Origin of the sequence: Streptomyces sp. HUAS 15-9 (assembly GCF_025642155.1) — a bacterium.
GTDB lineage: Bacteria > Actinomycetota > Actinomycetes > Streptomycetales > Streptomycetaceae > Streptomyces.
Genome location: NZ_CP106798.1, coordinates 6979021 through 6992729, shown reverse-complemented (window position 1 = coordinate 6992729; position 13709 = coordinate 6979021). Strand labels below are relative to the sequence as shown.

Sequence of the window (13709 nt, the reverse complement as noted above, 5' to 3'; positions counted from 1 at the left end):
AGTCCTGGCGTGCCGGTCAGGTGCCGCGGGTCCACTGCTGGTTGGTGCCTCCGTTGCAGGTGTAGGTGATGATCGCGGCGGAGTTGGCGGTGGAGGCGCCGGAGACGTCCAGGCACTTGCCGGTGGTCCTGGCCTTGATGTTCACAGAGGAGCCGGAGGTGACCAGCGACCACTGCTGGGTGGTGGCGCCGGTGCAGTTCTCCTGGGTGACGTCGGTGGAGTTCTCCCGGAGGCACAGGGAACCGCCCCGGCCCATCAGCTCGTAGTAGCCGGTGCCCAGGTCCTTGAACCACCACTTCTGGTTGGCGCCGCCGTTGCAGGTGTACTGGCTGATGGCGACGCCCTGCCAGAGAGACTGGCTCGGTACGTCCGCGCACTTGGAGCTGTGCCGGGCGATCAGCGTGTCGTACGTCGCGCTCGTACCGGTGACCGTCCCGGCGGACGTGTCGACGGAGACTTCCGGGTACCAGGACATGGACATCGAGGTGGACGTCGGGAAGGTCAACGGCAGCCAGACGTAACGGGAGTCGTTGACGGTCCCGCCGAAGGAGTTGCCCCAGCGGTCGCCCATGTAGAGGTACGAGGTGCCCGAAGTCCCGGTGACCGGAAGGACGTACGCGGTCTGCGAGCCGTACGCCGTGGAGTCGCCGACGTTCGTCCAGGCCGTCCAGGGGCCGGAGGGGGAGGGCGCGGTGGCGTACTGCTGCTGGTTGGCGTTCCAGCCGGTCGCGCCCGACGTCAGCATGAAGTAGACGCCGCCCCGCTTGAACAGCGCCGGGGCCTCGCGATGGCCGCCCGGCCAGGGATTGGCGACCAGGCCGGCGATGGCGGTGTAGTCGGCGGTGAGCCGGTAGATGTGCAGGTCGTAGTTCTCGTTGGCGGCCGAGATCATGTACGCGGTGCCGTCCGTGTCCACGTAGGCCGTGAGGTCACGGGACATGTACTGGCCGAGCGGCCGGAAGCTGCCCTGGTAGGTGTAGGTCCCGTCGACGGTGTCGGAGACGGCCACGGCGGCACGGGCCTGGCTGTAGTCGACGCCGTTCTCCTTGTGCATCCACATGACGAACTTGCCGGTGGCCGCGTTGTAGATGACCTTCGGCCGCTCGATGTAGGCGGTGCCCAGCTCGGCGGCGCCGGCCTGCGTCAGAACGCGGTTGCGGAACTCCCAGGTCCTCAGGTCGGCGGAGCGGTACGCGTCCACGGACCGGAAGGTGTTGTCGGAGTTCCGGTCCTCGCCGAACCAGTAGTAGTAGCCGCCGACCTTGATGACCCCGCCGCCGTGCGCATGCACGACGGCGCCCGAGGTGTCGGTGAACTGGGAGCCGTTGGTGACGGTTCCGGCCGCGGCCGCGGCGGGTGAGGCGGTGACCAGGGCGCCGGTCAGCGCCAGACAGAGGGCGAGCAGGATCGCGTACGCACGTCTCATCTCACACGCTCCGGCAATGTTCGAGGCTGCGAACAGCATTTGTCATGGCGAACGTTGGGATCGCCGAAAAGGTAAGGGCGAGTCACCGGGAGGTCAACGGGTCCGACGGGACGGAGGGGAAGCGCTTTCCGCCGGCGCCCTCGCTGCGGTGCAGGGGTGACACCGGGCGGCCGATGACCGCCCGGGGCCGTTTCGACTAGCGTCGTGGCATGACCAGCGACATCCCCGCAGCGTCCCCCGGCCTCGTCGAAGCCCTCGCCACCGGGACCGTCGTGCTCGACGGCGGCATGTCCAACCAGCTGGCGTCCGCCGGGCACGATCTGAGCGACGAGCTGTGGTCGGCGCGGCTGCTCGCCGAGCGGCCCGAGGCGGTCACCGAGGCGCACCTCGCCTACTTCATGGCGGGCGCCGACGTGGCGATCACCGCGAGCTACCAGGCCACCTTCGAGGGCTTCGCCAGGCGCGGGATCGACCGTGCGGAGGCGGCCCGGCTGCTCGCGCTCAGCGTGGAGCTGGCCCGGGACGCGGCACGGCAGGCCCGCGACGAGGGGATCGTGCGCCCGCTGTGGGTGGCGGCGTCGGTGGGTCCGTACGGGGCGATGCTGGCGGACGGCTCGGAGTACCGGGGCCGGTACGGGCTGAGCGTCGACGCGCTGGAGCGCTTCCACCGCCCGCGCATCGAGGTACTGGCGGCGGCCGCGCCCGATGTCCTGGCCATGGAGACGGTCCCGGACACCGACGAGGCGACGGCACTGCTGCGGGCGGTGCGCGGACTCGGCGTACCGGCCTGGCTGTCGTACACGATCGACGGGGACCGCACCCGCGCGGGTCAGCCCCTGGACGAGGCGTTCGGCCTGGCCGCCGACGCGGACGAGATCGTCGCGGTGGGCGTCAACTGCTGTGCGCCCGGGGACGTGGACCGAGCGATCCAGGCCGCGGCCCGGGTGACCGGCAAACCGGTCGTCGTCTACCCCAACAGCGGCGAGACCTGGGACGCCGAGGCCCGCGCCTGGACCGGCCGCGCCACCTTCACCACGGCACAGGTCAAGGCATGGCACGACGCGGGCGCCCACCTGATCGGCGGCTGCTGCCGGGTGGGGCCCCAGGCGATCACCTCGATCGCGCGTGCGCTGGCGACAGTCTGACCAAGACCTGACCCCGCCGACACCCGCACGCCGGGAGGGCGCGCGAGTCAGTGCCTGCGGGTGCCCACCGAGCGGCGCAGGCGGCGTACCGCGGAGGCCAGTTCCGCGGCGCGTGCGGGTGTCGGTGTGCCGTTGATGCTGTCCGGCTCCGGGGTGTCGGTGCCCGCCATCGCCCACAGGGCGAGTTCGGCGTCCCGCGGGCCGCATTCGATGTGCGGTTCACCTTCGCCGAAGATCTGGACGGGGTGCTCGGCATCCCACGGCCGCCAACCCGGATCCCCCGTCTCGGCGAACCGCACCCAGGCCCCGTGCATGGCGTCGCACAGCTCCTTCGGCGCGCCCTCGCCGGCGAGTTTCGCCGAGTCCGGGACGTGCCCCGTGTCGAAGACGAACCCGAGTTCCAGAGCGTGGCAGGCCCCGAGGCCGGGCAGGTTGGAGGGCCAGGCGAACTCGTAGACGTACGACGATCCGGGACGCGCGTCCGCCAGCCGGTGCATCGGGCGGCGCAGCAGATGGTCCGTGACCATCTGTCCGACGATCTCGGAGGTGCCTGCCTCGGGATGCAGCGCGCGATAGCCGCGCGGCACCTCGTGACCGCAGCGGCAGCGGGCCATGGCGCCGGCGAGTGCCACCGGCCCGAGCCGGTCCACCCGGTCCACGAGGCCGCCCGGCACCAACCACAGCCGGTACTCGTCGCGGGTCCAGCCCATGAGCAGGTCGACGCCGCCCGCGGCCTCGCCCTCCACCAGAGCCTCCAGCGGGTCGCGCGGGACGAGGTCGCCGTCGACGACGATCCCGAACGCGGGACCGCCCAGGACCGGGCTGCTCAGCCGCCCCACCTCGGCCTGGGCGCGCAGCAGCAGATCGCGATCGACGGCGGCGAAGGCCTCGGCGGTGGCGGGGACCTTGAGCCGGGCCGCCATACGGCGGACCATCCGCCGTACCTTGTCGCGTTCCGAGGCCTCGGGCGGTCCGCTCTGCAGGACGGCACGGCGGACCAGGCCCTGGGCGCCCGGCGCGGCGATCAGCGCACCGATGCTGATGGCCCCGGCCGACTGTCCGGCCAGGGTGATCCGGCCCGGGTCGCCGCCGAAGGCCGCGATCGACTCGTACACCCATTCGAGCGCGGCCAGTTGGTCTCGGAGTCCGGGGTTGGGCGGCGAGTCGGGGAACAGTCCGTAGCCTTCGACGCCGAGCCGGTAGTTGACCGAGACGAGGACGACGCCGTCGCGGGCGAAGCCGTATCCGTCGTACACCGGCACGGACGAGGATCCCCTGGTCAGGGCGCCGCCGTGCAGCCACACCAGGACGGGGAGCCGGGCCGCGGGGCCGGGCTCGGGGGTCCAGACGTTCAGGTTGAGGCAGTCCTCACCGCCCACGAAGGGGTCGGAGAGGTACTGCGCGAACACGTCGGAGTACGGCGGTTTCGGGGCGGTCGGCCCGAAGGCGCCCGCGTCGCGCACACCGTCCCAGGGCTCGGGCGGCTCGGGCGGCCGGAAGCGGCGGGGCCCGAAGGGCGGGGCGGCGTACGGGATGCCGCGGAACACCGCGACCTCACGCTCGTACCTGCCGCGGACCGCCCCGTAGGGGGTTCCGACCACGGGGCCCGCCCGGTCCTCCGCCATCCGCCCACCAGCTCCTCCCGCGCTCGCGTTCGCACACCGGTACATGCAGAGCATCACATCGGCTCCGGGTATTCCTGTACACGAGGCGAACGGGAGGCCGTTCGGGTGGCGGAGCGCGCTGCTCGCACACGGAGCCGGAGGTTCGACAAGAGGAAGTGTGACGGCATGTCCGAAGAGTCCATCGGCATCGTGTTGTGCGTACTGGAACTGCTGGACCTGCCCGAGCCCCCGACGGCCGTGTTCGTCTGCTCGGACCGGATGGCCCTCGGGGTGTACACGGCGCTGGCCGAACGGGGCTGCGGGTGCCGGACGACATCAGCGTGGTCGGTTTCGACGACCTGCCCGAGGCCCGCTGGGTCACCCCGGCGCTGACCACGGTCCGCCAGCCGCTGTCGGAGATGGCGGCGGCGGGCCTGCGCCTGCTGGTGCGGATGATGCAGGGCGAGCGCCCGGAGGGGACGCGTACGGAACTGTCGACCCGGCTGGTCCGGCGGGCGAGCACGGCCACGCGGCCCGCGGAGACGGGCGCATGACCCGGCGTTCGTTCGAGGAACGAGGAGGCCGGCCCGACAGCGAGCGCGGCAGACCTCTCCGGAGTCACTCCCCGGCGAGCGGGCCCCGAGCAGACGCATGGCGCGCAGGGGGCTTGTGGTGTACGGGCCCCTGCAGCGCCAGGCGCAGCGGGGGCCCGTAGATGCGGGTTATTTCATCGATCGTCATGGGAGCGACGGGTTCGAGGCGCAGGATGTAGCGCGTCACGACGAGTCCGGCGATCTGCGCGCAGAACGCGCCGGCGCGCTTGCGGGCGTCCGCACCGCCGAGCATGGCGGCGATCTTGTCGATCATTTCCCGTTCCATCACCTCCTTGACCAGGCCGGCGATGGCCTGGTCGTGGGTGGCGGCGGCTATCAGTGCGCGCAGCGGGGCCCCCGATTCGGGGTCCTCCCACAAGGCGAGCAGGTCGTGCAGGGCGCGCTGGGGGAAGGTGGCCGGGTCGCCTTCGATGGTGCGGGCGAGAGTTTCGGCGGGGGTGGCGGCCAGGGCGAGGGCGGCGCCGAACAGGCCCTTCTTGGAGCCGAAGTAGTAGCTGACCAGGGCGACGTCGACACCTGCCTCGGCGGCGACGGACCGCAGGGTGACCGCCTGGTATCCGCCTTCGAGGAAGCGTCGGCGGGCGATGTCGAGGATCTGGGTGCGGGTGTCGGGTTTCCCGGCCCTTCTGCCCCGCCCCGAAGAATTCATCATGGTTGAGATTGTACGAGCGGCCGCGTGAATCTGTGCCGGTACCTGCTCCCGCAGCGAAGGACCGACCTCTGTGCTCTCCGATCCGCGACCGCCTGTCCTTGAGACTCCTGGCCGAGCCGTGCGCCAAGGCGCTGTCCTGGCGATCACCTGCCTCGCACTGGCGACCGTGGTCGCCGCGATGGCCTCACTCAACGTGGCGCTGCCCGACATCGCACGCCACACGCACGCCGACCAGACCCAGCAGACCTGGATCATCGACGCCTACAGCCTGGTGTTCGCCTCGCTGCTGCTGCCCGCCGGGGCCTTGGGGGACCGGTTCGGCCGGCGTCGTGCGCTCATCGTCGGCCTGGTGATCTACGGGGCCGGATCCGTGCTGGCGGCCCTGGCCACCGACCCGAACGTGCTGATCGGGCTGCGTGCGCTGCTGGGGCTGGGGGCCGCGCTGATCATGCCGGCCACCCTGTCGACGATCACCAGCAGCTTCCCGCGCGATCAGCGTGCCCGGGCGGTCAGCGTCTGGGCGGCGGTCGCCGGCGGCAGTGGGGTGCTGGGGCTGCTCGCCTCCGGTCTGCTCCTGGAGTGGTGGTCATGGGAGTCGGTGTTCTGGTTCAACGTGCTGCTCGCCTCCGTCGCGCTGGCCGGAACGCTGGTGTTCGTGCCCGAGTCGGCCGAATCGCGTCCGGCACCGCTGGACGTGGTCGGTGCGGTCCTGGCGGCGGCCGGAATCGGCGCGCTCGTCTACGCGGTGATCGAGGCCCCGGTGAACGGCTGGAGCGATCCGCTGACCGTCGGCGGCAGCGCGCTCGGCCTGCTCGTCCTCGGCGGCTTCGTCGCCTTCGAACTGCGCCGACGACACCCGCTGCTGGACCCGCGGCTGTTCCGCAACCGCCGCTTCGCGGCCGGATCGCTCTCCCTCACGCTGCAGTTCTTCGCCCTGTTCGGCTTCATGTTCGTGATCATGCAGTACCTGCAGCTGGTGCGCGGCTACAGCGCGCTCAGCGCCGCGCTCAGCCTGCTGGCCATGCCCCTCGGGATGATCCCCACCTCCCGGCTGAGCCCGCTGCTCACCCAGCGCCTGGGGGTGCGCGGCCCATGGGTCGCGGGGCTGCTGATGCTCGGCGCCGGTCTGGCCGTCCTGTCCCACCTGGACGGCGCCAGCACGTACGGGAACCTCGCTGCCGGTCTGATTCCGTTGGGCGCCGGTCTGGGGCTGGCGATGCCCCCGGCGACCACCGCCATCACCGACGCCCTGCCCAAGGAACTGCAGAATGTCGGCTCCGCTGTCAACGACCTGGCACGCGAACTCGGCGGCGCCCTGGGTATCGCCGTTCTCGGCAGCCTTCTGACCGCCGCCTACCGCAACGACCTCCACCTGACCGGCGTCCCGCCGCAGGTCGCCGAAGCCGCCGAGTCGTCGCTGGCGGGCGCCGCCGCCGCGGGCGGCACGGTCCTGCACCAGGCTCAGGCCGCGTTCACCACCGGGCTGCACATCGCCCTGCTCGGCGCCGCCATCACCGCCGTCGTCACCGCCGTAGCCGTGGCCGTCCTGTTGCGCCGCAGTCCGGTCGGCCGGACGCAGGACGCCGTCTCCCTCGATCCGGTGGCTCACGGCGGACAGCAGCGGCCGGAATGACGGAGGATGCTTTGCTCGACGGTCTCTTCGGCCTGCCCGCCCACCCGCTGATCGTCCACGCCACCGTGGTCGTCGTACCCACTGCCGCCGTGACCGTCGCGTTGGCCGCGCTGTGGCCGCGGTTCCGGGCATGGGCGGGACCGCTGCCTCTCCTGCTGAGCCTCACGGCCCTGACCCTGGTCCCGGTGACCGTCAAGTCCGGCGAGTCACTCGCGCGGCGCCTCGACGAGACAGCCCTGACACAGCGGCACGGTGACCTCGGCCAGGGCCTCCTCCCCTGGGTGGGCGCCCTCACCGTGGCGGCCGCCGCCCTGTTCTGGCTGAACCGGCGGGACGCACACCCCCCGCGCACGCAACACCCTGCCCGCCACCGACTCACCGCCGCCGCGCTCATCCTCCTCGCCCTGGCGGCGGCGACCGGCAGCAGTCTGCAGATCGTCCGCGTCGGCCACAGCGGCGCCGAGGCCGCCTGGACGCAACCCTGAACCCCGGCGGCGAGCCCGATTCCCCACCGAGTCGATCCCCTCCCTCCTGCCCCCTTCCTCAAAGCCCCGAACCCGCCCCGTACAAGGAGACGACCGTTGTCCCTGGGACCCGCACACGAGCAAGGCCTCCACATCCAGGACGCCCCACGGGCCGAACCGGACGCGGGCCACCGGACCGACGTCGACGTGCTGATCGTCGGCGCCGGCCCCACCGGCCTGACCGCCGCCTGCGAAGCGATCCGCCACGGCCTGACCGTGCGCATCGTCGACCGCAAACCCTCCCGCTCCACCTTCTCCAAGGCACTGGTCGTCCACGCCCGCACCATGGAGGTCTTCGAAACCATGGGCGTCGCCGACCAGATCCTGGCCGAGGGCACCCGCTTCGCCGCCCTCAACGTGCACACCCGGCGACGCGGCCCCGTACGCGTGGATCTGCTCGGCCTCCCATGGGGTGACACCGCCTACCCCTTCTGGCTGTCGATCCCCCAGTACGCCACCGAACGCGTCCTGGAGGCGCATCTCGACCAGGCAGGCGGCAAGGTCGAGTGGGGGGTGACGCTCGATCAGATCCACGACGACCACAACCACGTCCAGGCCGCCCTGAAGCATGCCGGGGGCCGGGACGAGACAGTTCGCGCGCGCTGGCTGCTCGGCTGCGACGGCGGCCGCAGCCGCGTGAGGGACGACGCCGGACTCTCCCTGGACCGCTCGGACGCCGGCGCGACCTTCGTCCTGGCCGACGTCAAGACCACCGCAACGCTTCCCGAGGACGAAGGCCACGCCTTTCTCGCCCCCGAGGGACTGCTGCTGATCGTGCCGATGCCCGAGCCCCGCAGGTGGCGCATCATCGCCCACGTTCCGCAAGCCCGGCAGGACACGCCCGTCCTCATCGGCGAAGAGTTCCTCGACCGCTTGATCCGACAGCGGTCGGGGATCGCCTTCGGCAGCCACGACGTGACCTGGAAGTCCCAGTTCCGGCTCAGCCACGGCCTCGCCGACCACTATCGCAAGGGACGCGTCTTCCTTGCCGGAGACGCCGCCCACATCCACAGCCCGGTCGGCGGCCAAGGGCTCAACACAGGGGTGCAGGACGCCCACAACCTGCTGTGGAAGCTCGCCGCCGCCCGGCGGACGGGCCCGGCGCAGGCCGATGCCCTGCTCGACAGCTACGAGGCCGAACGACGGCCGGTCGCCCAGGCCATGGTGCGCGGCACCGCCCGTGCCACCAGCGTCCTCACCACGCGCAAGGGCATACCCCGCGCGCTGCTCGGCCTCGTCGCGCCGACTGCCCTCGCCCGTCCGTCCGTGCAGGCACGGTTCGGGCGCGGCGTCGGCATGCTCGACATCGCCTACCGCAGCGACTCGTCACCTCTCGGTGCCGTCCGCGGCCCGCTCACGGCAGGCCGCCGCATGCCCAACCCCCGCCTCGGCAGCGGCGAACGGCTCTATCAGCGCCTCTCCCCTCTCGGCCTGTCCTGGGTCGTACGGGGACGCCCCGGCGAAGCACACCCGCACCACAGCGACCCGCGATGGGCGGGAATCCCCGTGCACTTCCTGGCCGACGACGAACTCATGGGCCTGCCCGAACTGACCACGGCAGCACCTGTCGTGCTCGTCCGACCCGACCGCTACATAGCGGCCGTCGGCCAGAACCTCACCCCGGCCGCCCAGCCGATTCCCCCACGTAGGTGGGCGACGAAGTCCGGCTCGGCGTAAGCCTCCTCGGCGTGTCCGAGCGCCGTGCAGAAGACCCGGCCCGCCCCCTGCTCCCGGCACCACACCAGGGGGTGGTCCTCCCCCATCCCTCCGCCGTCGTACGACGTCTCGTCCGCACGTACGAGTACGCGGACCGCACCCCGCGGGTTGGTCCGGAAGTCGTACCACTCGTCGGTGAAGTCCCAGACGGCCGGCAGATGCCGGGTCGCGGGATGCCCACGGCCCTCGACCACGGCCCTGCCGGGCTGGAACTCCGGGTGCCGCGCGAAACGGGCGCCGAGGAGTTCGCCGTAGTACGGCCAGGCGTACTCGGTACAGGCCGCCGCGTGCACCCCCACGAACCCCCCGCCCGACTCGACGTACCCGGCGTGCCGCTCACGCCCGGCGGGCGTCAGCACCTCCCCACCGGTGGAGAGGAACACGACAGCCGCGTACGCCTCCAGCGGGGCTTCCAGGGCGGCGGGGTCCTCGGTGGCGTCCACCTCGAAGTCACCCAGCGCGCGTACGGCTTCGACGGCGGCCGGACGGAGTCGTGGCGGTGGTCGGTGGTGCGGGTGTAGATCAGCAGCCGGGTAGTCATACGACCGAGTTTCGATGTTCCCGGGACGGGAGTCACGCTCCGTGTCCATGATGACGCATATGGGCACGGTTCGACGCGCACGGAAGAACGCCTCGGCGATGAAGATGGTGGGCGCGCTGCTCGCCCTCCACCGGCAGGCCGCCGGATACACACAACGGTCGCTGGGCGAGCGGTTCGTCGTCGGCGAGGAGCTGATCGCGTCGATCGAACAGGGCAGACGACCGCTGAAGCCGGATCTTGCCGAGCAGTTCGACGAATTCCTGGATACGAAGGGGGCGTTGTCGGTTGCGCTGAGCAAGATGCCGGAGGTGGATCTGGTTCCGTTGTGGGCGGAGGAGTACCTGGACCGGGAGCGGGAAGCGACCGTGATCTCGTGGTACGAGAGCCTGCTGGTGCCAGGTCTGTTGCAGACGGAGGCGTACGCGCGGGCCGTCTTCCGCAACAAGGTGCCGGTCTGCGACAAGGACGAGATCGAGCAACTCGTGGCGGCACGCGTCGAGCGTCACGAGATCCTGCACCGCAGGACACCGCCGATCCTGAGCTTTGTGCTCTGGGAGGCGGCGCTCTTGGATCATCTGGGCGGGGACGACGTGCACTTGGGACAAGTACGACACCTGCGGCACTGCGCCGACGTGCCCGGTCTGGCACTCCAGATCCTGCCTCTCGGCCGGACCTCACACGCCGGACTCGCAGGTCCGTTCATTCTCCTTGAGACCCCGGAACACCAGCGGCTGGCCTACACGGAGAACCAGCGCGGCAGCCAACTCATCGCGGATCCGGACGAGGTGGCAATCCTCAATCAGAAGTATGCGATGCTGCGGACTCAGGCCCTCACCACTGAGGACACGAGAGATCTGCTGGACCGCCTTCTGGGAGAGCGATGAGCGATACCGCGCTCGAGTGGTTCAAGTCGAGCTACAGCAGCGAGGAGGGCGGCGCCTGCGTCGAAGTCGCCACGGAACCCACCGCCATCCACATCCGCGACTCCAAGACCCCCACGACCGCCCACGTCACGGTCTCCCCCACCGCCTGGACCGCCTTCCTGATGCTGCCCCGCTAGCGGCACAGGGAGCGGTTCCGTACGAATGTTCCACAGGAAGGCGGCATTTCACTTGGGGTGCCTCTCTTGAACGGGGGCAGCGGCGCCCCTAGCCTCAGCCGGAATGAATGCCATCCCCCCGCTCCTGGACCACCTCGTCCTGGCAACGCCCGACCTCGCGGCGACGGTCGCCGAGTTCACCGAGCGGACCGGTGTGGTACCCGCTCCCGGTGGTGTGCACGTCGAGCTCGGCACCCGTAACTACCTGGTGTCGCTGGGCAGTTCCAGCTATCTGGAGATCATCGGTCCGGACCCGGAGCAGGAGGCTCCGTCGGACCTGCACGCCTTCGGGGTCGACGGGCTGACCGGACCGCGCACGGTCACCTGGGCGATCAGCCCGCCCGACCTGGACGCGGCGGTCGCGGCGGCCCGGGCGCGGGGGTTCGACCCCGGTCCCACGTACCCGATGAGCCGCCGCGCACCCGGCGGGACCCTGTTGGAGTGGCGGCTGACCTACACCGCGCACCCTTCGGGCCTTGTGCCGTTCCTGATCGACTGGGGTCGGTCCGTCCACCCGTCCGCGTCGGGGCTGCCCGTCACGCCGCTGGTGGAGGTCTCGGCCACCGCCCCCGACCCGGACGAGATCCGTGCCCCGTTGACCGCCCTGGGCACCGAACTCCGCATCGGCGAGGGGCCGGTGGGTATCGCCTTCACCGTGAAGACGCCCAAGGGGCCCGTGACCTTCGACTAGCTGGACGGGCTCGCGCGGATCACCGCCTGGTCTCCCCGTGGCCCGAACAGGTGCAGGATCTCGACGGCGTTCGGGCCCGCCGGGCCGAACCAGTGCGGCTCCCTGGTGTCGAACTCGGCCACTTCGCCGGGGCGCAGCGTGAAGTCGCGTTCCCCGAGGACGATGCGCAGCTCGCCCGCGAGGACGTAGAGCCACTCGTAGCCGTCGTGGGTCACCAGCTTCGGTTCGCGGGGCGACAGGACCTGCTTGAACACCTGCACCCGGCCGGGATACTGGGTCAGCGGCACGAGGACGCTGCCCTGACCGTGGCGCTGGGGCTTGAGGTGCACGCGAGGGTCGCCGGTGGCGGGTGCGGCCACCAGTTGGTCGAGTGCGACACGGTGTGCACGCGCGAGCGGGATGAGCAGGTCGAGGGTCGGGCGCCGTTTGCCGGATTCGAGCCGGGACAGCGTGCTGACGGAGATCCCGGTCATCGCCGCGAGGTCCTCCAGCGTGACTCCGCGGTCGCGGCGGAGGGTGCGCAGCCGGGGGCCGATGCCGTCGATTATCTGTTCCGCTTCCGCGTCCACGGAGTCCAGTTTTGCAGCCTTCGCAAGAACGCTGGGCCGCGGTGGCCGTCCGGTCGGACTCTTGCCGGGCTGAGACTCCCGGACGTGAGAGGCAGACCGTGACCACGACGACACATCCTGTTCCGCCGCCCCTTTTGAGCGCGCGCAGACGCTGGACGGTGCTGGCCGTCTGCTGTCTGAGCATGTTCCTGGTGGGTCTGGACACCACCATCGTGAACGTGGGCCTGCCCGCCATCGGGCGCGGCCTGGACGTCGGGACGCGCGGCCTGGAATGGACCGTGGACGCCTACACCCTCGTCCTGGCCGGTCTGCTGATCTCCTCGGGCGCGCTGGCGGACCGGTTCGGACGCCGGCGGGTGTTCCAGAGCGGGCTGGTCGTGTTCGGCACGGCCTCGCTGGTCTGCGCGGCGGCCCCCACGGCCGGCGCGCTCATCGCGGCCCGTGCCGTGCAGGGGATCGGCGCCTCGATGCTGAGTCCCGTGGCTCTGGCGATCGTGGTGAACGCGATGCCCGACCCGAGGGAACGGGCACAGGCGATCGGCGTCTGGGCCTCGGTCTTCGGACTGAGCATGGCCGCCGGTCCCGTCACCGGCGGCGCTCTCCTCGCGGGGTTCGGCTGGCGGTCGCTGTTCTGGATCAACGCGCCGGTCGTGGTGGCCGCCCTCGTCCTCAGCGCGGTGTTCGTACCGGAGTCCCGGACGGCGCAGCGGGTACGGCGGCTCGACGTCCCGGGTCAGACTCTGCTGACCGTGGTCATCGGGGTCTCGGTCGGTGTGCTCATCGAGGGGCCGCACATCGGCTGGACGTCACCCGTGGCGCTGACGGCGTACGCGCTCGCCGTCCTGGCGACGCTGGTGTTCGTACGGGTCGAGTCCCGCCGGCCCGAGCCACTGATGGATCTGGCGCTGTTCCGGCGTCCGGCGTTCACCGGCGCGGTGCTCGGCGCCGTCGCGGTCTTCGTCGCCCTGAACGTGACGCTGCTCCTCAACACCCTCTATCTGCAGCAGACCCGGGGGTGGACACCCCTGGCCGCGGGGACGGCGACCTTGCCGATGGCGATCGCGGCGACCGTCTGCGCGCCCCTGTCCGGACGTCTGGTCGGCCGCATCGGGCCGCGGCTCCCGCTCGTCCTGGCCGGCGCCTTCCTCACGGCGGGCGGCCTCTGCCTGGTCGGGCTCGGCCGGAACACGAGTGTGTTCCTCCTCCTGTCGGCCTACGCCCTCATCGGCGTCGGATTCGGTTTCGCCAACGCCCCCATCACCAACACCGCGGTGAGCGGGCTGCCGCCGAGCCGGGCCGGTGTGGCCGGGGCGATCACCTCCACCGCCCGCCAGTTCGGCGCCGCGCTCGGCATCGCCCTGGCCGGCGGCCTGGTCGCGGGCACCGCCCCGGCGGGGCTCGCCCACGCCTCCCGTCCCGGCTGGCTCCTGGTCGCGGGCTGCGGGCTGTCCCTGTTCGCCATGGCGCGAAGAATGACACGCAGGGATTGACGCGC

Annotated in this window: 12 protein-coding genes and 2 pseudogenes; 9 read left to right on the top strand and 5 right to left on the bottom strand. The window is 71.3% G+C overall.

Translation table 11 applies throughout. The features are described 5' to 3' along the window. Positions 1 to 16: 16 nt before the first annotated feature. Positions 17 to 1426: an RICIN domain-containing protein gene (locus N8I87_RS31895; protein WP_263213891.1), complete on the bottom strand. Its 1410-nt coding sequence runs from the start codon at positions 1424 to 1426 to the stop codon at positions 17 to 19. Between the two features lie 209 nt (positions 1427 to 1635). Here N8I87_RS31895 and mmuM point away from each other — a divergent pair, with 209 nt between their 5' ends. Further along, positions 1636 to 2571: a homocysteine S-methyltransferase gene (mmuM, locus tag N8I87_RS31890; RefSeq protein ID WP_263213889.1), complete on the top strand. Its 936-nt coding sequence runs from the start codon at positions 1636 to 1638 to the stop codon at positions 2569 to 2571. 47 nt (positions 2572 to 2618) lie between these two features. Here mmuM and N8I87_RS31885 read toward each other — a convergent pair whose 3' ends face one another. Beyond that, the gene (locus N8I87_RS31885) at positions 2619 to 4196 is read right to left on the bottom strand and encodes a carboxylesterase/lipase family protein (protein WP_263213887.1); all 1578 of its coding nucleotides are present in this window, start codon (positions 4194 to 4196) and stop codon (positions 2619 to 2621) included. 201 nt (positions 4197 to 4397) lie between these two features. On the opposite strand from N8I87_RS31885, the pseudogene N8I87_RS31880 reads away from it, so the two are divergent. Continuing rightward, positions 4398 to 4729: pseudogene (locus N8I87_RS31880) on the top strand (LacI family DNA-binding transcriptional regulator); the annotation flags it as partial. Positions 4730 to 4793: 64 nt separating this feature from the next. Here the strand turns inward: N8I87_RS31880 and N8I87_RS31875 are convergent. Further along, complete coding sequence (locus tag N8I87_RS31875; RefSeq protein WP_263213885.1) at positions 4794 to 5441, bottom strand: TetR/AcrR family transcriptional regulator; 648 nt, start codon at positions 5439 to 5441, stop codon at positions 4794 to 4796. Positions 5442 to 5559: 118 nt separating this feature from the next. On the opposite strand from N8I87_RS31875, the gene N8I87_RS31870 reads away from it, so the two are divergent. From N8I87_RS31870 to N8I87_RS31860, 3 genes are all read left to right on the top strand, one after another. Beyond that, entirely contained in the window at positions 5560 to 7074 is a 1515-nt protein-coding gene (locus N8I87_RS31870; protein ID WP_263213884.1) for an MFS transporter, read from the top strand. Further along, a complete protein-coding gene (locus tag N8I87_RS31865; protein WP_263213882.1) occupies positions 7071 to 7559 on the top strand; it encodes a DUF2231 domain-containing protein in 489 nt (162 codons plus the stop codon). Before N8I87_RS31870 ends, N8I87_RS31865 begins: the two co-directional genes overlap by 4 nt. A 96-nt stretch (positions 7560 to 7655) precedes the next feature. Beyond that, entirely contained in the window at positions 7656 to 9275 is a 1620-nt protein-coding gene (locus N8I87_RS31860) for an FAD-dependent monooxygenase (RefSeq protein WP_263213880.1), read from the top strand. Here N8I87_RS31860 and N8I87_RS31855 read toward each other — a convergent pair. Then, a pseudogene (locus N8I87_RS31855) lies at positions 9188 to 9855 on the bottom strand (ThuA domain-containing protein). The gene N8I87_RS31860 and the pseudogene N8I87_RS31855 sit on opposite strands and share 88 nt — an antisense overlap. Before the next feature lie 59 nt (positions 9856 to 9914). On the opposite strand from N8I87_RS31855, the gene N8I87_RS31850 reads away from it, so the two are divergent. The 3 genes from N8I87_RS31850 (at position 9915) to N8I87_RS31840 (ending at position 11645) form a co-directional block, all read left to right on the top strand. Beyond that, the gene (locus N8I87_RS31850) at positions 9915 to 10739 is read left to right on the top strand and encodes a helix-turn-helix domain-containing protein (protein ID WP_411577310.1); all 825 of its coding nucleotides are present in this window, start codon (positions 9915 to 9917) and stop codon (positions 10737 to 10739) included. Beyond that, positions 10736 to 10915 carry a DUF397 domain-containing protein gene (locus N8I87_RS31845; protein WP_263213878.1) on the top strand — a complete coding sequence of 60 codons (180 nt, stop codon included), beginning with the start codon at positions 10736 to 10738 and terminating at the stop codon, positions 10913 to 10915. The genes N8I87_RS31850 and N8I87_RS31845 overlap by 4 nt, the downstream gene beginning before the upstream one ends. Positions 10916 to 11018: 103 nt before the next feature. Further along, positions 11019 to 11645 (top strand): VOC family protein, encoded by a 627-nt coding sequence (locus N8I87_RS31840; protein WP_263213877.1) that lies wholly within the window; start codon positions 11019 to 11021, stop codon positions 11643 to 11645. On the opposite strand, the gene N8I87_RS31835 is transcribed toward N8I87_RS31840, so the two are convergent. Next, the gene (locus N8I87_RS31835; RefSeq protein WP_411577396.1) at positions 11642 to 12223 is read right to left on the bottom strand and encodes a helix-turn-helix domain-containing protein; all 582 of its coding nucleotides are present in this window, start codon (positions 12221 to 12223) and stop codon (positions 11642 to 11644) included. The genes N8I87_RS31840 and N8I87_RS31835 overlap by 4 nt on opposite strands. Before the next feature lie 125 nt (positions 12224 to 12348). Here N8I87_RS31835 and N8I87_RS31830 point away from each other — a divergent pair, with 125 nt between their 5' ends. Continuing rightward, positions 12349 to 13704 (top strand): MFS transporter, encoded by a 1356-nt coding sequence (locus N8I87_RS31830; RefSeq protein ID WP_263213874.1) that lies wholly within the window; start codon positions 12349 to 12351, stop codon positions 13702 to 13704. Positions 13705 to 13709: the final 5 nt, after the last annotated feature.

Bases quoted from the DNA above. Each gene is read 5' to 3' on its own strand.
- N8I87_RS31895 (WP_263213891.1), bottom strand. From the start codon at position 1,426: ATGAGACGTGCGTACGCGATCCTGCTCGCCCTCTGTCTGGCGCTGACC.
- mmuM (WP_263213889.1), top strand. From the start codon at position 1,636: ATGACCAGCGACATCCCCGCAGCGTCCCCCGGCCTCGTCGAAGCCCTC.
- N8I87_RS31885 (WP_263213887.1), bottom strand. From the start codon at position 4,196: ATGGCGGAGGACCGGGCGGGCCCCGTGGTCGGAACCCCCTACGGGGCG.
- N8I87_RS31875 (WP_263213885.1), bottom strand. From the start codon at position 5,441: ATGATGAATTCTTCGGGGCGGGGCAGAAGGGCCGGGAAACCCGACACC.
- N8I87_RS31865 (WP_263213882.1), top strand. From the start codon at position 7,071: ATGACGGAGGATGCTTTGCTCGACGGTCTCTTCGGCCTGCCCGCCCAC.
- N8I87_RS31850 (WP_411577310.1), top strand. From the start codon at position 9,915: ATGGGCACGGTTCGACGCGCACGGAAGAACGCCTCGGCGATGAAGATG.
- N8I87_RS31845 (WP_263213878.1), top strand. From the start codon at position 10,736: ATGAGCGATACCGCGCTCGAGTGGTTCAAGTCGAGCTACAGCAGCGAG.
- N8I87_RS31840 (WP_263213877.1), top strand. From the start codon at position 11,019: ATGAATGCCATCCCCCCGCTCCTGGACCACCTCGTCCTGGCAACGCCC.